Here is a 20,134-nt window from a genome sequence, read left to right on the forward strand (position 1 = left end):
AAGCAGGTCATCGCTTTGTTCATCGTCATCCTCATTGGTGTTTTTGCCCTGGTGATGTTCACCGGGTCCAAGAGCCCGACCCCGAAGCTTGGCATCGACCTGCAGGGTGGAACTCGTGTGACGTTGGTTCCTCAGGGTGGTGAGCCCACCTCAGATCAGCTGAACCAGGCTCGTACGATCTTGGAAAACCGCGTCAACGGCATGGGCGTATCCGGCGCAGAAGTGGTCACGGACGGCAACAATCTGGTGATCACCGTGCCTGGTGATGACGCGGGAGAAGCGCGCAACTTGGGCAAGACGTCCCAGTTGCTGTTCCGTGGTGTCGCCCAGCCTGTGGCACCTACCGCCGAGCTTCCCAAGGTGCTGAAAGACATGGCCAATCGTTGGGTTGAAGCCGGAGTGATGACTCCGGATGAGGCCAACGAGAAGCTGGCCGCGGTGGTTCCCGTCTTCTCGCAGATCGGCGTTCCTAATCCACCCAAGGAGATCAAGGTCTCTGCCAAGGCGCCGAAGGAGCCAGCAACGTCGGTGGAAGAGCAGAAGTTCCGCGATCATCAGGTCTCGGTGCTGCGCAATGACCGCCAGTCTGCTGATCCCGACACACAAAACGCTGCGGCCTCTCTGATGACGTGCTCCGGAACTGACCCATTGGCAGGTGCAGATGATCCGTCGAAGCCATTGGTGACGTGTTCCGAGCAGGGCCCGATGGTGCTGGACCCCGCCCCGCTTTTGGTGGGTAAGCCAGGTGAGGAAGGCCAGAGGCTGACCGGCGAATTGATTGATACCGATTCGCAGATCACTGGTGGGCTGGATCCAAATACTGCCCAGATGGCCATCACTTTCCGCTTCAAGACCGGCGAGCAGACCCCTGGTGGAGAGACCTGGTACCAGCTGGGTCAGCAGATGATGGGCCGCCAGGTTGCCATCACCCTGGACAGCCAAGTGATTTCCGCCCCAGAGATTCAGAGCCCCACTCCTCCCGGAGAAGTCAGCCAGATCACCGGCAACTTCAGTGAGAAGGAAGCACAGGATCTGGCCAACAACCTGCGTTATGGCGCGTTGCCGCTGAGCTTCGTCGGTGAGAACGGCGAGCCCGGTGGCACCACCACAACCATCTCTCCAACGATGGGCGAGGCGTCCCTGCGTGCCGGCATTATCGCCGGTCTGGTTGGTTTAGTTCTGGTCGCGCTGTGGGCGCTGTTCTACTACCGCATGCTCGGCGTGGTCGCGATGCTCTCTCTGGTGGCCAGCTTCTTGCTGGTCTACGGATTCATCGTGCTGCTGGGCCGTTGGATCGGTTACAGCCTGGATCTGGCGGGTATCGCCGGCTTGATCATTGGCCTGGGCACCACGGCGGACTCCTTTGTGATCTACTTCGAGCGCATCAAGGATGAGATCCTCAACGGATCCTCGTTCCGCTCGGCCGTGCCGCGTGCATGGCAGCGCGCTCGTTCCACCATCGTCACCGGTAACTTCGTCTCCTTGCTGGCCGCCGTGATTCTCTACTTCTTGGCGATCGGCGAGGTGAAGGGATTCGCGTTCACGCTGGGTCTGACGACGTTGTTCGACGTGGTTGTGGCCTTCATGGTGACGGCTCCGATGGTGATTCTTCTTTCCCGACGCCGCTTCTTCCACAGCCCACACATCAATGGTCTGGGCGCGGCATTCCGTTCCGCGGAGCGCCACTCGGAAGAGCACCAGCGTGCGGCGAAAATTGATTCGAAAACTGACGCTGTGGCCACCGCGCCCGCGGACAGCACCAGCACTACCGCGTCCACGAAGGGGGAGAAGTAATGTCTACTGACATCTCCGCGTCGAAGGACGCGAAGGATAAGCGCACATCCAAGAACAACTCTGGCAAGCAGCCTGGGTTCTTGGAGCGCATGTACAACGGCGAGAGCGGTTTGCAGATTGTTCCCAACCGTAAGAAGTGGTTTGCGGTACTGATCGGCATCCTCGTGGTGTGCATCGCCGCCATCCTCATCCGCGGATTCTCGCTGGGTATCGATTTTGAGGGCGGTACGCGCATCTCGATGCCACCAACCAACGGCGCCAACGAGACCACCGTCTCCGAAACCTTTGAAGAGGCAACGGGCGTGAGCCCGCAGGCCACGCAGATCGTGGGTTCCGGTGATGCACGGCAGGTGGAAATCACCTCGGAACGACTCAGCGAGGAGCAGATTCGCGATGCTCGCTCCGCTCTGTTCGATAAGTTCCAGCCCACCGATGCCAACGGCGAGGTCACGGAAGCCGCGGTCAACGATTCCACCGTTTCCGAATCCTGGGGTGACTCCATTACCCAGCGCATGGGCATCGCGTTGGCAGTGTTCCTGGCAGCGGTGTTTATTTACATCACCCTGCGTATGGAAGCGGACATGGCCCTCGCAGCCATCATTTGTTTGGTCATCGACCTCACCGTGGTGGCGGGAATCTATTCGCTGATTGGCTTTGAGGTCTCTCCAGCCACCGTCATCGGTCTGCTGACGATCCTCTCGTTCTCCCTGTACGACACGGTGGTGGTCTTCGACAAGGTCAAGGAAAATACTGCCGGGCTGTTTAACTCCACCCGCTCGACGTACGCGGAGCAGGTCAACTTGGCGGTCAACCAGACGATCATGCGCTCGCTGAACACCACCATTTTCTCCGCCGTGCCGATCATCTCTTTGCTGGTCGTTGCCGTGGGGATCATGGGCGTGGGCACGCTCAAGGATCTGGCTCTGGTGCAGTTCATCGGCGTGGTGGCCGGAACGTTCAGCTCCATCTTCTTCGCCGCACCTCTGCTGGTTGTGTTTAAGAACCGACGCAAGGAGTACCAGGATCACGAAAGCCGCGTATTGCGAGCTCGTGAAGGCGGCTACTCGGAAGACTCCGCGGACTCCAGCTCTGAGCTGCCCGCTGAGAATGCCGTTGTGGCGCGCGAGGTTGGCGTCGGAAATAACGACACTGCTGCCTCCCACCCGAACTCGGCAAACGAGACTCGCGAACTGCGACGCGTGAGCAGCCCGAACGAGCACCACGGTGCAACGGCCGAGGACACGGGGCGCTCTTGGCGCCCAGGAATGTAGAAAGAAGCGTTTAAGGATGCGGACAATCGGGCGTGTGATCGCGCTGCTGACTGGTGTGGCTTCGACCATGGCGCTGGCGGCATGTGCAGAGGAGGCCGAACAGCAGCACGAGAAGGGCGAGCAGCTGGGTTACGTGCTGTCTCGTCCGATCGCCACCACCAATGCAGGTACGGGGCTGGGAGTGGCCACGGATGCGGAAAAGCTCTCCGCTCGGCTGTACCCGGGCGCGTTTTTGGCGGGTCCTGATGCACAGCTGCTGCCCAATCCAGATCTGGTGACCGCAACGCCGGTTCCACAGGATCCAACGGTGGTCAACTACGTCATCAACGAGCAAGCCTCGTACTCCGACGAGCAGCCAGTAGTGTGCGACGACTTCCTCTTGACCCAGGCGGCTGGCAGTCGCTCGGACCTATTCGGTTCGGACATGCCACTGTTCAATCAGGTGGCGGGGATCGATTGCGCACCGGGGGCTAAGCAATTCACCGTGCACTTTAACCCCGGCTTCGGGCAGCGCTACCGTGAGCTGTTTACCCCAGGGACAGTGCTGCCGTCCCACACCGTTGCACAAGCTGCAGAGGTGCAAGATGTGGTGGGAGCGATCGACTCGCAAGACGAGCAGGCGCTGCAACAGCTTGGCCAGGCATGGCAGGACACGTTCAATGTGGCAATTACGGACCCATCGACAGTGCCGACTCACGGCCCCTACCGTATTAGCGCACGAGGGGAAAAGGGCGACCTCGAACTGCAGGCCAACACTCACTATGCGGGCAGCAAGCCGCAGGAGAGTCCGATCTACGTGTGGCCAAACGATGCCGATATCAAATCCTTGGTGGAGGCCAAGCAGCTGCGCGTGGCAGACCTAGGCTCCACCGCGAACTGGGAGACCGATGGTCTTAAGGAGCCGGACTTCCGCGTGGACAAGGATCAATCCGGACGCGTAGACACCTTTGGTTTGGACACGGCGGGGATGTTCTCTGACGTGGAGATGCGCCGCGCCTTTAATGGTTGCGTGGATCGTCAGGCGATGGTGCAGCGTGTGTCTACTGAGCTGAACTTGGAGACCAAGGCCACGGGTCTGCGCATGCTGCCCGCGACGCACCCGCTGGCTGCGCAGCTGCAGGAAACCTCTGATGCGCAGATGACGATGAACATGGAACGCGCGGGGCAGTGGCTCGGCGGACAAACTGTTCGCGTGGGCTACTTGGATGCGGTCCCGCGCTACGCCACGATGGTCGATGAACTGGCCAAGAGCTGCCAGAAGGCAGGCGTGACCATCGACCCTGTGCCTCTGACCGTGGAATCCTACGGACAGCTAGGCACGGACTATGACGTGATCCTCACCACCCGCCCTGCTTTTGGCCGTAACTCCAGCACCAACGAGAACGGAACCTCCAGCGTGGGGGAAGTGAAAAAGGTGGAAGCGGAGCTCTACCAGGACATGACTTCCATCCCGCTGAGCACAGAACCGCGCGTGGTGGCAGTTGACCAGTACATGGCAAACGTCTCGGACAACGGTGGAGACGCCGGCTTGTCATGGAACATGGACCGTTGGGTGCAACGCTCCACTCCTGTGGAGCCAAGCACCGGCAGTGATGAGGATGCTGAGGCACCGGCGGACGCCATCTAGTTGCCGGGCGCGCGGGTGGGTTTTCCATTGCTCAGGTTGAGTGAATTCCAACACACTAAGGTGAACCCATTAGGGTGGATGCCACACGCTCCACATGTTTCATCCTTGACGAGAGGCCTTGAGTTTTCGTGACTGATACTTCGCATCCTGCGCCCGCTGATCACGTGCGTCCTGCAGCCGAGGCCTTGCAACGTCTCACCCGCATCGTCCCGGATTTCCCTTCCGAGGGCATTGTGTTTGAGGATCTGACTCCCGTGTTGGCGGATCCGGAGAGCTTTCGCAGCGTTGTGACTGACCTGGCCGAGGCTCTGCGTTCACTGAATGCAGACCTCATCGGCGGTTTGGACGCACGCGGGTTCCTCTTGGGTAGTGCCGTGGCCTACGAATTGGGCCTAGGCATCCTGGCTGTGCGTAAGGGCGGCAAGCTGCCACCGCCTGTGTACCGCGAAGAATATGACCTGGAGTACGGCTCCGCTGCGCTGGAGATCCCCGCAGAGGGCGTGCCGCTGAAAGGCAAGCGCATCGTGTTGATCGACGATGTCCTAGCCACCGGCGGCACGCTGGAAGCGTCCCGGTCATTGTTGGAGCGCGCTGGTGCGGATGTGGCAGGACTCGCCGTGGTCCTAGAGGTTCAAGGCTTGAATGGTCGCGATCGCCTCACGGGGTTGCCGTTGTATGTCGTGGCTACAGGTGAGATGTCGAGCAACGGTTCTTCTTCCGACGCCACCTCGGACGCTTAGGAGTTCTCCCCATGTCTAACGATAAGAGTTCTCTATGGATGGCCGCTCGGATTGCCCGCAGTCTCACGGGATCTAGCCGCACTCGCATCAACCCGGTTCTGGGGCCGCTGTTGACGGTTCACCGTCGCTACCACCCACGCGCCGAAGTGGAGATCTTGAACCGGGCGTATGCCACGGCGGATCGACTGCACGAAGGCGTGATGCGCAAGTCCGGTGAACCGTACATCACGCACCCGTTGGCAGTTGCCACGATAGCCGCGGAGATCGGCATGGACACCACCACGCTGGCTGCGGCTCTGTTGCATGACACGGTGGAGGACACGGACTACAGCCTGGATGATCTCACCCGTGACTTCGGCGAAGAGGTAGCACAGCTGGTCGATGGAGTAACCAAGTTGGACAAGGTGGCGCTGGGATCTGCGGCCGAGGCGGAGACCATTCGCAAGATGGTAGTCGCCATGGCCCACGACCCCCGCGTGCTGGTGATCAAGGTTGCTGACCGACTGCACAACATGCGCACGATGCGCTTTCTGCCTCCCGAGAAGCAGGCGAAGAAGGCACGGCAGACTCTGGAAGTCATTGCGCCGCTGGCACACCGCTTGGGCATGGCCACGGTGAAGTGGGAGCTGGAGGATCTGTCTTTCGCGATCCTGTATCCCAAGAAGTACCAGGAGATCGTCCGTCTAGTTGCCGATAGAGCTCCCAAGCGCGACCAATATTTGACTCAGGTCAAAAACGAGATCGAGCAGTCCATGCGCAAGCTGGGTCTGCACGCGGAAGTGGTGGGGCGCCCTAAGCACTACTGGTCGATCTACCAAAAGATGATTGTCCGCGGGCACGAGTTCGAGGAAATCTTTGACCTGGTTGGCATCCGCATTCTGGTGGATTCCGTGCGTGATTGTTATGCCGCCGTGGGTGCGATCCATACGCTGTATCACCCGATGCCGGGACGTTTTAAGGACTATATTTCCTCGCCGAAGTATGGGGTGTATCAATCGTTGCACACCACGGTGATTGGTCCTGATACCAAGCCGCTGGAAGTGCAGATTCGTACCCACGATATGCACAACAAGGCGGAGTTCGGCATCGCGGCGCACTGGCGTTACAAGGAGACTAGCGGCGCTCATACCGGGGATAACCGGGAAGTCGATCAGATGGCGTGGATGCGCCAATTGCTGGACTGGCAGAAGGAAGCAGCGGACCCCAACGAATTCTTGGACAGTCTGCGCTATGACCTTTCGACCAACCAGATCTTTGTCTTCACTCCCAAGGGCGATGCGATCACTCTGCCGAACGATGCAACCCCCGTGGACTTTGCCTATACGGTGCATACCGAGGTGGGACACCGATGCATTGGAGCTAAGGTCAACGGCAAGCTCGTAGCGTTGGAATCCTCGTTGAAGACTGGCGACAAGATCGAAATCTTCACGTCAAAGGATCAGCACGCCGGTCCGTCCAAGGACTGGATGAGCTTCGTGAAGTCTCCGCGCGCGAAGTCGAAGATCCGCCAGTGGTTCGCCAAGGAACGCCGCGAGGAAGCTGCCGATTCTGGTCGCGATCTGCTGGCTGCAGAAATCCGCCGTGGGGGCCCGACGGTTCAGCGCCTGTTCACGCCGGAGGCACTTCGATTCGTTGCCACGGAGCTGAGAAAGACGGATGTCGATGCGCTGTACGCATCTATCGGCCGCGGTGAAGTATCCGCTGAGCACGTCACCAAGATGCTCATCGAGAAGTACGCCACCGACGACGATTCAGATGACGTGGTTCTGCCACGCTTGCAGTCAAGCTCCCGTATCGCCAACACTCCACAGTCTGGACGTGGAGATGGCTCGGGAATCCTGGTGCAAGGACAAGCGGACTTCTCCGCCAAACTGGCCAAGTGCTGTACTCCAGTACCTGGAGACCGCATCTTCGGCTTTGTGACCAAAGGCGGGGGAGTTTCTGTCCACCGCACGGACTGCACGAACGCGGAGAAGCTGCATGCGGAACAAGAGCGCATCATTGAGGTGAGCTGGGCGTCGAGCTTTAATAACGCCGTCTTCATGGTCACCATTCAGATCGAAGGTCTGGATCGCAACGGTCTGCTGTCCGAGGTCACCAGGGTGGTCTCGGAACAAAAGGTGCCTATCACCGCCACGAGCTCGCATACCGCGGAGGACAGGGTGGCGATGATTCGCTTCACCTTCGAAGTCTCGGACACCAAGCAGCTGGGTTATCTAATGAATCAGCTGCGAAACGTGGAAGGTGTCTTCGACGTCTACCGTCTGACAACGGGCGGATAGGAAAAGCGGCTGGGCACAGTGCCCAGCCGCTCTTTTTATGCGCTGGACCAGCGTTGCCGATCCAGCCGTACTGCCTGGAAGTTAGGCGACGTCCGCCTCTTCGATCTTTACTTCCTCGGCAGGCTTGCCGTCTCCCTCAGGTGCCTTCTCTGCGATGGCATCCAAGGTCTTCAGACCTTCCTCAGAGATGGTGCCGAACACGTTGTAGGCAGGAGGCAACGTGGTGTCCGCATTGACCAAGAAGAATTGGGAACCGTTGGTGTTCTCGCCGGAGTTGGCCATAGCCAGAGTTCCGCGGGGGTAAATCACTGGGTTCTGGGTCTCATCGCCCTGCACACCGTTGGTGGGGAACTCGTCAGCGAAGGTGTAACCCGGGCCGCCAGTGCCAGAGCCAGTGGGATCGCCACACTGCAGGATGCCCATGCCTTCGGACTTCACGCTGCGGTGGCAGACAGTGTCATTGAAGAAGCCCTCCTTTGCCAAGTGCTCAAAGGAGTTGACGGTACATGGCGACTTGGAAGAATCCAGCTCCAGAGGCACATCGCCCTGATTCGTCCTCAACGTGACCTGGGTGGTGCCCGAAGCCTTAACTTCTCCATCTTCCGGAGGAGTGACTTCCTTGGAGGCTTCTTCCTGCCCGGCCGGGTAGGTGCACTCCACCGTCTCGCCATATGGCTCAAGCGGACCGTCCGGAAGTGCAGCAGGCTCCACCTCAGGGCTGCTGGTGGACTCGTCGGAAGAAGCGGTGGCGTCCTCGTCGGTCGATGTGTACGTAGCGGCGAACCAGATGCCGCCCACCAGCACAACGATGACGGCAAGAGTAGCGGCCACCACGCCCAATGGGGCTACCTTGGCACGGCGATCCCGGCCTTTGATGGCCTTATCCAGGTTCTTGAGTGCCTCGTCCCGACGTGCCTCATTGGGCAGGGACTTGTTGTCGTTATCAGCCACGAGTGGTTCTCCGACCTTTCCAGTTGCTTGGTGTGGATCCGCCTTATTATGCCTCATTGGCTTGCCGTTGCCGAGACCTAATTGTCACCCGTGTCAGATTCCTTGAACTAGTGCTTGTACTACTCTGGGTGGGCATGACTAGCCAGCCGAATGATTCAGCTTCTGCGTCATCCGCACCATTGCCCGCCACCACGTCCATCGTGGGTTTTGTCGCAGGGCCACTACAGACCAACTGTTACGTGTTGATTGATTCTGCACGGACCACGGAACAAGGCAAGTACCCCGCCGTAGTGATCGATCCGGGAATGGGCGCGTTTGCCACCATCCAGGAGCAAGCGGATGAGCAAAACTTTGCGGTCGAAGCCGTGGTGCTGACTCACGGACACATTGACCACATTCGTGATGCTCAACCATTTGCTGTGCCGGTGTACATCCATCCAGAAGATAGGTCCATGCTGTCTATGGATTGGAGTAATGCGCCCTTTGGTTCCATGTTCGAGGCAGAAAATATGCAGATGCCTGCCGACATCCGGGAGCTAGAGGGAAGCATCGATATGGCCGGAGCAACGTGGGAGATCCATCACATGCCCGGGCATTCGCCCGGATCCGTGATGTTCCGCGTACCCGGCCTGATCTTGGGTGGAGATGTTCTCTTCCGCGGGGGAGTAGGCCGCACGGATCTGCCGGGGTCTTCGCCGGAAGACATGATGCTGTCTCTGAAGAAGGTCGTCACGGAATTCGCTGACGATGATGTGGTGTTAAGTGGGCACGGCCCGCAAACCACCATTGGTCAGGAGAAGGCGACTAATCCATTTCTGCACGAGGTGGGCTAGCCACCGAGGTGAATCCAGCGCTACCTGTGCTGGTACCCGTGTCTGACCATCGTCGCTGACCCGCTAGGATTAACTGCTGTGACTGACAAGGCTCCGCAAAAGAAATTGAAGGCTCTGCAAGCTCCCAAGGGAGTGCCGGACTACGTCCCGCCAGGCTCTGCTGACTTCAAGGCCGTCAAGGACGCGTTCGCGACTGCTGCTCATAATGCGGGATATGAACACATCGAGCTGCCGATTTTCGAAGAAACGGCACTTTTCGCCCGCGGAGTAGGCGAATCCACGGATGTGGTCAGTAAAGAGATGTACACCTTTGCAGACCGCGGAGATCGATCTGTCACGCTGCGCCCAGAAGGCACCGCAGGTGTGATGCGCGCAGTAATCGAGCACAACCTAGACCGGGGACAGCTGCCCGTCAAGCTTGTCTACAACGGACCATTCTTCCGCTACGAGCGCCCTCAGGCCGGGCGCTACCGCCAGCTACAGCAGGTAGGCGTGGAGGCCATCGGTGTAGACGATCCCGCTTTGGATGCCGAGATTATCGCGTTGGCGGACCGTTGTTTCCGTTCCGTAGGGCTGACTGGATTCCGCTTGGAGCTGACCAGCTTGGGCGACGATTCTGACCGTCCCGCTTACCGTGCCAAGCTGCAGGAATTCCTGCGTGGATTGGACCTGGACGAAGAAACTCAGCGCCGAGCCGAGCTCAACCCTCTGCGCGTGCTGGATGACAAGCGCCCGGAGATGCAGGAAAAGCTCGCTGACGCTCCGCTCATGCTTGACCACCTGTCCGATAGCTCGCGTGCTCACTTTGACGCAGTGACCGGATATCTGCAGGACATGGGCATCGAGTACACCATCAACCCTCGCATGGTGCGCGGTCTGGATTACTACACCAAGACCTGCTTCGAGTTTGTGCATGACGGTCTCGGTGCACAGTCTGGCATTGGTGGCGGCGGCCGCTATGACGGGCTGATGGCGCAGCTTGGTGGCCAGGAACTGTCCGGCATTGGCTTTGGCCTTGGCGTGGACCGCACGCTGTTGGCGCTTGAAGCTGAATCTAAGTCCGCTGCAACCGGTCGACGGGTGGATGTCTACGGCGTGGCTCTGGGAGCCGAAGCAAAGCAGAAGATGGTCAGCGTGGTCAACCAATTGCGCGGTGCAGGCGTGGCCGTGGACATGAGCTACGGCGATCGCGGACTTAAGGGAGCGATGAAGGGCGCAGACCGTGCCGGTGCTCTGTTTGCGCTGGTACTTGGCGAATCCGAACTAGCTGCGGACACCATTGTGGTGCGCGATCTGGCTGCCCACAAGCAGAATGAGATCAGCCTGAGCACCGTGGTGGATCACATCGTGGAAGCCGTGGGGCAGAAGCGCTAGTGGGGGTGGTGTCGTCGGGCAGGAAATGAACCGACGATGAATTCTTTGTAACGCGCAAGTTGAAAGCCGAGGACGGGTCACACCTTGCCCGGCACAGGGTTCTCTTAGGTGTTCTTATGAAACGCGACGTTTCATTTCAGTTCGCCACTTCAGGAGAAAATCCGTGCCGTTCACGCGCTCTCACAAGGTCGCTCGCCGTTCCGCGATTGCCCTTGCCATCGTCCCCCTCACCATCTTTTCCACCTCCACGGCTGCGCTGGCTGCCGAAGCTGACCAGGTCAACCTGAACGTTCTGGGCATCACCGATTTCCACGGGCACATCTCCGGACCGAAGGACCCCAGCAAGCCGGTCAAGGAAATGGGTGCGGGCGCAATGGCCTGCTACATCGACAAGGAGCGCGCAGCCAACCCTGCCACGTCCTTTGTCTCTGCTGGTGACAACATCGGAGGCTCGCCTTTCGTGTCCTCCATCTTGGATGACGAGCCAACCATCAGCTCCCTGAACGCCATGGGTCTGGAAGCGTCCGCTGTGGGTAACCACGAGTTCGATAAGGGATGGGATGACCTCCGCGACCGTGTCGGCGTAGACGGAACCAAGCTCGCAGAGTTCCCATACCTGGCGGCCAACGTGACCGGCGCCACGATGGCCCCTTCCACCGTGGTGGTTAAGGATGGCGTGAAGATCGGCTACGTGGGCGCCGTCACGGAGACGACGCCCACCCTAGTGTCACCTTCCGGAGTTGCAGGGTTGAACTTCTCCGCACCTGTGGCCGCCGCTGATGCGGAGGCTAGCCACCTCAAGGAATCGGGCGAAGCCGACGTGGTGGTCGCCCTGGTTCACGAGGGAGTATCGGCAGAAGGATTCGGTTCGAATGTCGACGCCGTGATTGGCGGACACACTCACCAAGAGCAAGAAAACAATAAATCCCAGCCCGTAGTGATCCAGCCGGCTTCGTACGGCAGCTTGCTGGCTGACATCGACATCACTTACGACAAGGCAGAGGACAAGGTCGTTTCCGTTTCCGCCCGCAATATCCCTGCTCAGGACGTGTGGAACGAGTGTGGTGCCACTCCAAACCAGGAGGTCGCAAACATCGTGAACGCGGCAGAGCAGGCCGCTGAGGTAGAGGGGCAAAAGGTGGTTGCCACGATCGACGACGATTTCTACCGAGGTGTCAACTCTAACGGTGTAGCGGGAGGAAACCGTGGCGCCGAAAGTTCCCTGAACTCCCTGCTCGCCGACGCCGCACTGGACGGAATCAACGAGCAGACCAGCCTTAATGCGGATATCGGCGTGATGAATGCCGGTGGTGTGCGTGATGATCTCGAGTCCGGTGACGTGACTTTCGCTGAAGCCTACGGTGTCCAGCCATTCGGCAACTCCATGGGCGTGGTGGAGATCTCCGGGGCTGAGCTCAAGGGAGTCATGGAGCAGCAGTGGCGTTCTGAAACCGGTGGAGACCGTCCTACTTTGATCCTCGGCTTCTCCGAGAACGTGGAGTACTCCTACGATCCGGAAGCTCCACTGGGTAAGCGCATCACACACGTGCGCGTCAACGGCGAAGACCTAGATGAGGCACGCAACTACCGCGTGGCCGGAGCCTCCTTTCTGCTGGGCGAGGGCGACGCGTACACCCAGTTCAACACCCAGAGTGGGGACAACGTCATTGAAGATTCCGGCATCATGGACGTGGACATCTTCAACCGCTACTTGGCAGACCACCAAGACGTGCAGGTTCGCGATGATCAGACGTCGGTTGGCGTGCACATTAGTGGCGGCAACGCCGATGGCACCGTGACCGCAGGACAGAAGCTGACTATCGATCTGTCCTCGTTGTCCTACACCGCAAGCGAGTCCAAGCCCACGGAGGTTGCCGCGGAGTTGCTCGGGGGCGAAAAGACGGTGCGTGCTTCCGCGCCTGTCGATAACACCGTGACGGATAACCAGAATGAAACCGGGCGTGCGACCGTACAGCTCACCGTTCCGCAGGGTGCTACCGAGCTGAAGATCACAGACGATAACGGAACCGAGTTTGTCTACCCACTAGTCGCACAGGAAGGCGGCCCACTGGGCTCGCTGACCGGGTCTTCTGACCTGAGCTCCACCAGTCTGGGCAGCTTGAGCCCTCGCGACCTCGGAGCCATTGGACTGGCAGTCAGCGTGCTGGGACTCAGCGCAGCCTTTGGTGCTGCCGTCTACTGGTGGCAGCAGAACCGCCGATAGCTCACTGGACGTAGAGCTCTGATCCATCACCTGAGCTCTGACCGTGCAATAACCCAGAGCCGTTTCCCGCAATCGCAGTCTCGCGAAGCAGGGAAGGGCTCGTCCATGTTCAATCTTGTTCCGCAGTTCTCCAGTAAAGGTCTTTGATTTTCATGAAGCGATCATCGCGCATCAGCCTGGCCCTCATGGCTACGGCTTCAGCATCCCTGGCAACCACCACGATTCCCTCCGCTATCGCCTCCCCAGCTGGCGATAACGTAGTCATCAGCGAAGTTTACGGAGGCGGTGGCAACAGTGGAGCCGAGCTGACAAACGACTTCATCGAACTCTACAACCCAACTGATCAGCCCATCTCTTTGGACGGCTGGTCCGTGCAGTACTTGTCCTCCAAGGGCACCAGCTCTGCATCAACTGCAGCTTTGAATGGGGAGATTGCCCCGCACGGCTACTACCTGATCAAGGCAGGTAAGGGCTCTGGTGGCACCGTCGATTTCACCGCGGACGCGGACGGCACGGGGCTGAACATGAGCTCATCCAACGGTGTTGCCGTGCTTTCAGATTCCACAGGTCAGTGGACTCAAGGAAGCGACGCGGTAGACATCGTTGGGTACGGCACCACCACAGTGAATGAAACCGCTCCTAGTGCCGGGCTCAGCAACACCACGAGCGCTGCTCGAGACGCAGTGGGCACCGATACGGACAACAACGCCGTTGACTTCACCGTCGGCGCTCCTACTCCTCAGTTCTCTGGCGGGGACGCCACCCAGGACGACACGACTGATCCAGAAAACCCTGATACCCCGGAAGAGCCCACCACTCCGGGCGAGCGCGTGTCTATCGAAGATATTCAGGGCACCGGCGCTGCCACTCCTTTGGCGGGGCAGACCGTCACCACCGCCGGCTGGGTCACCGCGAGCTATCCCACAGGTGGATTCAACGGCTTCACCATCCAAATGGGTGGAACCAATGAAACGCGCAAGGCAGGCGAAGCGTCCCGCGCGGTCTTCGTCTATACCGGAGCAGGGAATGCTCCTGCTGACCTCGGGCAGTGTGTCGTCGTGACCGGAAAGGCCGTTGAATATAACGAATCGACTCAGCTGTCCAACCCCACCTTCAAGTCTTCGGCAAACCCCCAGGAAGATTGCGGGGACGGCGTCGAACCAAACAAGGGCCTGATTCCTACGGACCCGGAGACCAAAGAGGCAAACGAGCACATGCTCTTTGCACCGGAGTCCACGTACACGGTGACGAACAACTACGAGCTGAATACCTATGGCTCGGTGGATCTGGTGGCAGGGGATGAGCCACTGCTGCAGGCAACCTCCGTGGTCAACCCAGGAGCAGAGGCAGTGGCCTACGAGCAGGAGAACCAGCGCAAGGTAGTCACCCTCGACGATGGCGCCACGGCGAATTTCCTCCGCAACGCCGAAGCGAAGAAGACCCCTCTGCCATACCTGACCACCGCTGACGGCGAGAAGGCACTGCGCACGGGCGATCATTTGAGCTTCTCCAACCCAGTGGTGCTGAGCTACAACTTCGACAAATGGGGCCTGCAGCCGACCTCCCAGATCACGGGAGACTCCGCCTCTGCCGAGCTACCAATTTCTTGGGAGGACACTCGAGCTGCTGAAATCGGTGGACCGGACGCAGTGGGAGGCACGCACAGCATTGCTAGCTTCAACGTGCTGAACTACTTCACCGACCTGGGCAAAGACGAGGATGGATGCCGGGCATACGAAGATATGGACGGTAATCCCGTGACCGCGGACTACTGCCAAGTTCGCGGTGCGTACACCGAGGAAGCATTCCAGGATCAGCAAGCCAAGATCGTCAGCGCGATCAACACCTTGGATGTATCCGTCTTGGGCTTGGAAGAGATCGAAAACACCGCGCAGTTTGGTGGCGATCGCGACGAGTCGCTGAACACTCTTGTCACAGCACTCAATGCGGCCGGAGGCAACTGGAAGGCCGTGCCTTCCCCGGAGGTTGTCCCCGAAAATGAGGATGTGATCCGCACCGCGTTCATCTACCGCGAAGGTGCCGTGGAGCCGGTCGGTGAGTCCAAGATCTTCGACGACGAAGCTTTCTCCAATATCGCCCGTCAACCTCTTGCGCAGCGTTTCAAGGGTGTGGGTGCCGACGACGACAGCGCTTTCGTGGCCGTTGTGAACCACTACAAGTCCAAGGGATCCATTGCTCGTGGTGATGCGGACATGGGCGACGGACAGGGCAACAACGCCAACCTTCGCGCCGAGATGTCCCGCAAGTTGGTGGAGTGGTTGGCTGCTGAAGAGGACTTCAAGGACAAGCCACAATTCATCATCGGCGATTTGAACGCGTATGCGAAGGAAGATGCTGTGCGCATCCTCGAGGACGCGGGCTACACCAACATCGAGGACAAGTTCGATGCGGGGCACTCCTACCAGTTCGACGGTCGCCTCGGTTCGCTCGATCACGTGTTGGCTAACGATAAGGCGTTGGAGATGACCACGGGCGCGGACGTGTGGGACATCAACTCCGATGAATCCGTGGCTTACGAGTACTCCCGTCGCAACTACAACGTCACGGACTTCCACGCGCCCGATCCTTTCCGCTCTAGCGACCACGATCCGATCAAGGTTGGATTCAATCTGGTCGATGGCGGAACGGATCCGGAAGACCCAGAAAACCCCTTGCCGGAGACCCCTGGTTCCTCTGATGAGGATTCACCACTGGGCTCCCTGGCCAACGCCAGCTCCCGGAACGGGTTCCTCGGCTTTGTCCTGGGCCTGGTGGGATTGAGCTCCGGAGTGGGCCTTGCGTTCTGGTGGTGGCTGAACTCCCAGCGCTAATCGGCGCTGGGGAAGCGGGCGCTACTTAGCGCCGGAAATCCTCATGGCAGGATTCCATGGTTCCGCCCTGGTAGCCGCGCAAGAAGGATTCCTGGCGCTGCTCGGAAGAACCGTGCGTCCAGGAATCCGGGTTGACCTCCTGGCCAGCTGATTCCTGGATGGCGTCATCGCCGATGGACTGAGCGGTAGTAATGGCCTGCTGAACCTGATCCTGCGTGATTGGCTCCAGTAGCGCGTTTGCGCCCTTGTCCGCGTGAGATGCCCACAATCCGGCGTAGCAATCCGCCTGCAGCTCCATCTTCACGGCGTTGGAATCCTCACCTGGGTCGTTATAATCAGACAGACCCAAGTTGCCCTGCAAGTTCTGGATGTGGTGCCCGAACTCGTGAGCGGTGACGTACTCCTGAGCGAACGGACCGTCCGAACCACCCATCTTGTTCAGCTGTTCGTAGAAACCGGTGGACAGGTAGACGGTCTTATCGGAGGGACAGTAAAACGGTCCGCTCTGGGAAATATTCGCGGCACCGCAGCCGGTAGAAATACGGCCCTCTGCAATGTGGACTTGAGGCTTGGAGTAATCAATATTGGCGTTCGCTGGAAGTGCTTCGCCCCAATAATCATCCAAGGACTTTTTAGTCGCAGCGATTCGGCATTCATCGCGAGAGTTGGCATCTTCCTTAGTTTCGCAGCCTTGGAGCTGTTCTCCCTGCTGCGAGGCGTTATCTCCGCCGCCGATCATGTTGGATCCGCCGGAGAAGAAAAAGACCACTACGGCAGCGATGATCATGCCGGGGATGCCGAACTTGCGGCCGATGCTGCTGGCCAGCAGTGCTACGAGGATGTTTCCTCCGCCACCACCGCCACGGCCTCCGCCACTTCCTCCGGTACTCACGCCATCTGAATAGTTATTGAGGTTGTTATTAAACGTCACGGTTCAGATGTTGCCACAAGTGCAGGTGAGGGGAGCGGTGATTGACCCGCCCGCCCACACGTGTCGGCCTTCAGGGTAGAATGAAGGGCTGATTCTTAAAGGTTCTCAAGACAAAACGCTTTGAGACCTCACTCCGAAACACCTAAAGACATTTAAGGAGCAAGGCGACGTGCTGCGCACTCATCTAGCGGGCGAACTCCGCACCGACCACATCGGCCAAGAAGTAACTCTGACTGGTTGGGTCGGACGCCGTCGAGACCACGGTGGAGTGATCTTCGTGGATCTGCGCGACCGCAGCGGTGTGGCCCAGGTGGTCTTCCGCGAGTCCGAGGTTGCCGAGCGCGCGCACAACCTGCGCAGCGAGTTCTGCATCAAGGTCACCGGTGTTATCGAGGCCCGCCCCGAGGGTTCTGCGAACCCCAACCTGGCATCCGGTGGTGTGGAGGTCAACGTCACCGCGCTGGAGGTTCTCAGTGAGGCTGCAGCCCTGCCGTTCCAGATTGACGATCCATCGTCTGCCGGCGAGGTAGGCGAGGAGACGCGCCTTAAGTACCGTTACCTCGATCTTCGACGCAAAACTCAAGGCGATGCACTGCGTCTGCGCTCTCGTGTGAACAATGCCGCCCGCGGTGTGCTGGCTCAGCACGATTTCACCGAGATCGAGACCCCTACCTTGACTCGTTCTACTCCGGAGGGCGCACGTGACTTTCTGGTGCCTGCTCGTCTGAAGCCGGGCACGTTCTACGCATTGCCGCAGTCTCCGCAGCTGTTTAAGCAGTTGCTGATGGTTGCTGGCATGGAGCGTTACTACCAGATCGCGCGCTGCTACCGCGATGAGGATTTCCGCGCCGATCGCCAGCCTGAGTTCACTCAGCTGGACGTGGAGATGAGCTTCGTCGACCAGGAAGATGTTATCGCTCTGGCCGAGGAAATCATCACCGCTGTGTGGGCGGAAGCTGGTTACTCCATTACCACCCCAATCCCACGTATGACCTACGCCGAGGCAATGCGCCTGTACGGCTCTGACAAGCCGGATCTGCGCTTCGACATACAGATCACTGAGTGCACGGACTTCTTCAAGGACACGACCTTCCGCGTGTTCCAGAACGAGTACGTCGGTGCCGTGGTCATGGACGGTGGCGCTGATCAGCCACGCCGTCAGCTGGATGCGTGGCAGGAGTGGGCGAAGCAGCGCGGTGCGAAGGGCTTGGCGTACATCTTGGTTGGCCAGGATGGCGAGCTGTCCGGACCCGTGGCGAAGAACATCACGGAGGCCGAGCGTGCGGGCATCGCTGAGCACGTGGGCGCCAAGCCGGGCGATTGCATCTTCTTCGCTGCGGGCGATACCAAGTCTTCCCGCGCGCTGTTGGGTGCTGCTCGTGGCGCCATCGCTGAGAAGCTGGGTCTGATCAAGGACGGCGATTGGGCTTTCACCTGGGTTGTCGATGCTCCGATGTTCGAGCCTGCAGCCGATGCCACCGCTTCCGGCGATGTGGCTCTGGGCCACTCTGCTTGGACCGCGGTGCACCACGCGTTCACTTCACCGAAGCCTGAGTTCCTGGATTCCTTCGACGAGAACCCAGGCGAGGCACTGGCTTACGCATACGACATCGTGTGCAACGGCAATGAGATCGGCGGTGGTTCCATCCGTATCCACCGCAAGGACATCCAGGAGCGGGTGTTCAAGGTCATGGGCATCACGGACGAAGAGGCTCAGGACAAGTTCGGCTTCCTCCTGGAGGCATTTGCCTTCGGCGCTCCTCCGCACGGCGGTATCGCGTTCGGTTGGGATCGTATCGTGACGTTGTTGGGTGGTTTCTCTTCTATTCGCGACGTTATCGCCTTCCCGAAGTCCGGTGGTGGCGTGGATCCACTGACGGACGCTCCCGCGGCCATTACGCCGGCGCAGCGTAAGGAAGCCGGCCTGGACTTCAAACCGAAGAAGCCACAGAACAAGCAGGCCCAAGCAAGCCAGGCTCAGAACACACAGAGTCAAGACTCACCCGACCAGACATAGAAGCAGGACGCGACGTGCACTCAACAGAGCATTCCCTCAAGGCAGCGGAAGGCCTCCTCGCCGCTCGTTTTGGGGGCAGCCCAGAGCTCACCAACCCGGAGGATCTCGGTGGCAGTGGGGCGTCTCTGGTGCTGCGTTGCCGGGTTTCACCTAACCCGTTTCTCCAAGAGCGCACGATCGTCATCAAGCGTCTGCCTAAGGTCGAAGAAGCTGAGACTGCGGACGATGCTCCGGTTGAGTTTGATGCAGATGAACTGGCTCTGATCCGCGAGATCGTGGCCTATCAGTACACCAACACGTTGCCGGAGAAGGTTCGCCCAGGACCGCTGCTTCTGGCCTATGACGTGGCCGAGCGAATGCTCATCCTTTCTGATGCTGGTGATGGCGCGAACTTCACCGAGGTTCTGCAGTTGCCCGATGCTTCCGAACGCCGTTCTGCGGTGCGCAAGCTGGGCAGAGCCCTGGGGCGTATGCACGCCACCTCGTTTGGCGATGCCGCCAGCTATCAGACCCTACTGAAGAGGCAGTGCCAGAAGTTCAACATCAATCCGGGCACCGTGGTGGACTCGGACATCGACATCGCCAACCTCATCAACGAAGGCATCGATCTGGTGCGTGGCAACAACATCGAAATCGATGAGACTGTGTTGAAGTTTGCGCGGGAAGCAATGGAGCGGCAAGGCCGCCCTGACGTGCGTTCGTTCACCCCGTTCGATCTGACCCCGGACAACATCATGGTGCACAAGCAAGTGGTGTTCCTGGACTTCGAGTGGGCCTCCTTCCGCGATATCGCACTGGATGTGGCCTGCGTGATCGTTGGCTTCCCGCAAGATGACACCACCCCAGCGCTGACCGACGAAGAGTGCACCGAGTTCCTGACCGCGTGGACTGCGGAAATCGGTCACGTGTGGCCGACCGCGCGAGATGCGGACAGAGTGGCGCACGTGCTTATGGCCACGCTGATCGGCTGGGCCTTTATTTCTCTGAACATGTTGCACCAGGGCCAGCAGATGTCACGCAAGGCCACCCGCCGCGTGATCTATGCCGAGGAGCCCGCACAGTCCGCACCGCGCGATCTGCTGGAGATGCTGCCAGAGCAGGCCTCCGATATGGCTACCACCGTGGATGCGATCAACCGCTTTGCTCTGCGTTTCGACAATGAGGACTTCGAGCCGGTCGTTCGCTTCACCCAGCGCCTCAAGCGGGCGTTGGCGAGGCAGGGCGGACATCCCATGACTTCTACTTCTGCGAACCGCTAG

13 protein-coding genes are annotated in these 20,134 nt (G+C 59.5%); 11 read left to right on the forward strand and 2 right to left on the reverse strand.

Annotation, left to right across the window (positions count from 1 at the left end; all coding sequences use genetic code 11):
- Nucleotides 1-54: 54 nt before the first annotated feature.
- The 5 genes from secD to IM764_RS06870 all read left to right on the forward strand — a co-directional run bounded on the left by secD (nucleotide 55) and on the right by IM764_RS06870 (nucleotide 7,714).
- Nucleotides 55-1,794 (forward strand): protein translocase subunit SecD, encoded by a 1,740-nt coding sequence (secD, locus tag IM764_RS06850; protein ID WP_228073535.1) that lies wholly within the window; start codon nucleotides 55-57, stop codon nucleotides 1,792-1,794.
- Complete coding sequence (secF, locus tag IM764_RS06855) at nucleotides 1,794-3,065, forward strand: protein translocase subunit SecF (RefSeq protein ID WP_099298673.1); 1,272 nt, start codon at nucleotides 1,794-1,796, stop codon at nucleotides 3,063-3,065. Before secD ends, secF begins: the two co-directional genes overlap by 1 nt.
- Before the next feature lie 34 nt (nucleotides 3,066-3,099).
- Nucleotides 3,100-4,692: an ABC transporter substrate-binding protein gene (locus IM764_RS06860; protein ID WP_159460962.1), complete on the forward strand. Its 1,593-nt coding sequence runs from the start codon at nucleotides 3,100-3,102 to the stop codon at nucleotides 4,690-4,692.
- A gap of 128 nt (nucleotides 4,693-4,820) precedes the next feature.
- Nucleotides 4,821-5,432, forward strand: a complete 612-nt coding sequence (locus IM764_RS06865; RefSeq protein WP_370551564.1) for an adenine phosphoribosyltransferase — start codon at nucleotides 4,821-4,823, stop codon at nucleotides 5,430-5,432.
- A gap of 11 nt (nucleotides 5,433-5,443) precedes the next feature.
- The gene (locus tag IM764_RS06870) at nucleotides 5,444-7,714 is read left to right on the forward strand and encodes a bifunctional (p)ppGpp synthetase/guanosine-3',5'-bis(diphosphate) 3'-pyrophosphohydrolase (protein ID WP_194187382.1); all 2,271 of its coding nucleotides are present in this window, start codon (nucleotides 5,444-5,446) and stop codon (nucleotides 7,712-7,714) included.
- An 81-nt stretch (nucleotides 7,715-7,795) separates the two neighbouring features.
- Here the strand turns inward: IM764_RS06870 and IM764_RS06875 are convergent, their stop codons facing one another.
- The gene (locus IM764_RS06875; RefSeq protein ID WP_288800888.1) at nucleotides 7,796-8,665 is read right to left on the reverse strand and encodes a peptidylprolyl isomerase; all 870 of its coding nucleotides are present in this window, start codon (nucleotides 8,663-8,665) and stop codon (nucleotides 7,796-7,798) included.
- A 134-nt stretch (nucleotides 8,666-8,799) separates the two neighbouring features.
- On the opposite strand from IM764_RS06875, the gene IM764_RS06880 reads away from it, so the two are divergent.
- The 4 genes from IM764_RS06880 to IM764_RS06895 all read left to right on the forward strand — a co-directional run bounded on the left by IM764_RS06880 (nucleotide 8,800) and on the right by IM764_RS06895 (nucleotide 15,927).
- Nucleotides 8,800-9,498, forward strand: coding sequence for an MBL fold metallo-hydrolase (locus tag IM764_RS06880; protein ID WP_194187384.1), 699 nt, complete (start codon nucleotides 8,800-8,802; stop codon nucleotides 9,496-9,498).
- 78 nt (nucleotides 9,499-9,576) lie between these two features.
- A complete protein-coding gene (gene hisS, locus IM764_RS06885; RefSeq protein WP_194187385.1) occupies nucleotides 9,577-10,872 on the forward strand; it encodes a histidine--tRNA ligase in 1,296 nt (431 codons plus the stop codon).
- Nucleotides 10,873-11,035: 163 nt separating this feature from the next.
- Nucleotides 11,036-13,096, forward strand: a complete 2,061-nt coding sequence (locus tag IM764_RS06890; RefSeq protein WP_194187386.1) for a bifunctional UDP-sugar hydrolase/5'-nucleotidase — start codon at nucleotides 11,036-11,038, stop codon at nucleotides 13,094-13,096.
- A gap of 152 nt (nucleotides 13,097-13,248) precedes the next feature.
- A complete protein-coding gene (locus IM764_RS06895; RefSeq protein ID WP_194187387.1) occupies nucleotides 13,249-15,927 on the forward strand; it encodes an ExeM/NucH family extracellular endonuclease in 2,679 nt (892 codons plus the stop codon).
- Nucleotides 15,928-15,952: 25 nt separating this feature from the next.
- Here the strand turns inward: IM764_RS06895 and IM764_RS06900 are convergent, their stop codons facing one another.
- The gene (locus IM764_RS06900; RefSeq protein WP_099298681.1) at nucleotides 15,953-16,858 is read right to left on the reverse strand and encodes a neutral zinc metallopeptidase; all 906 of its coding nucleotides are present in this window, start codon (nucleotides 16,856-16,858) and stop codon (nucleotides 15,953-15,955) included.
- Nucleotides 16,859-17,027: 169 nt separating this feature from the next.
- Between IM764_RS06900 and aspS the strand changes: the two genes are divergently transcribed.
- Both aspS and IM764_RS06910 read left to right on the forward strand, forming a co-directional pair.
- On the forward strand, nucleotides 17,028-18,875 hold the full coding sequence (aspS, locus tag IM764_RS06905) for an aspartate--tRNA ligase (RefSeq protein WP_099298682.1): 1,848 nt from the start codon (nucleotides 17,028-17,030) through the stop codon (nucleotides 18,873-18,875).
- A gap of 14 nt (nucleotides 18,876-18,889) precedes the next feature.
- A complete protein-coding gene (locus IM764_RS06910) occupies nucleotides 18,890-20,134 on the forward strand; it encodes a phosphotransferase (RefSeq protein WP_194187388.1) in 1,245 nt (414 codons plus the stop codon).

The organism is Corynebacterium sp. ED61 (assembly GCF_015233855.1).
Taxonomy (GTDB): Bacteria; Actinomycetota; Actinomycetes; order Mycobacteriales; family Mycobacteriaceae; genus Corynebacterium; species Corynebacterium dentalis.

Excerpts from the sequence above, each read along its gene's own strand:
- secD (WP_228073535.1), top strand. The coding sequence starts at position 55 with ATGTTCACCGGGTCCAAGAGCCCGACCCCGAAGCTTGGCATCGACCTG.
- IM764_RS06895 (WP_194187387.1), top strand. The coding sequence starts at position 13,249 with ATGAAGCGATCATCGCGCATCAGCCTGGCCCTCATGGCTACGGCTTCA.
- IM764_RS06870 (WP_194187382.1), top strand. The coding sequence starts at position 5,444 with ATGTCTAACGATAAGAGTTCTCTATGGATGGCCGCTCGGATTGCCCGC.
- IM764_RS06880 (WP_194187384.1), top strand. The coding sequence starts at position 8,800 with ATGACTAGCCAGCCGAATGATTCAGCTTCTGCGTCATCCGCACCATTG.
- secF (WP_099298673.1), top strand. The coding sequence starts at position 1,794 with ATGTCTACTGACATCTCCGCGTCGAAGGACGCGAAGGATAAGCGCACA.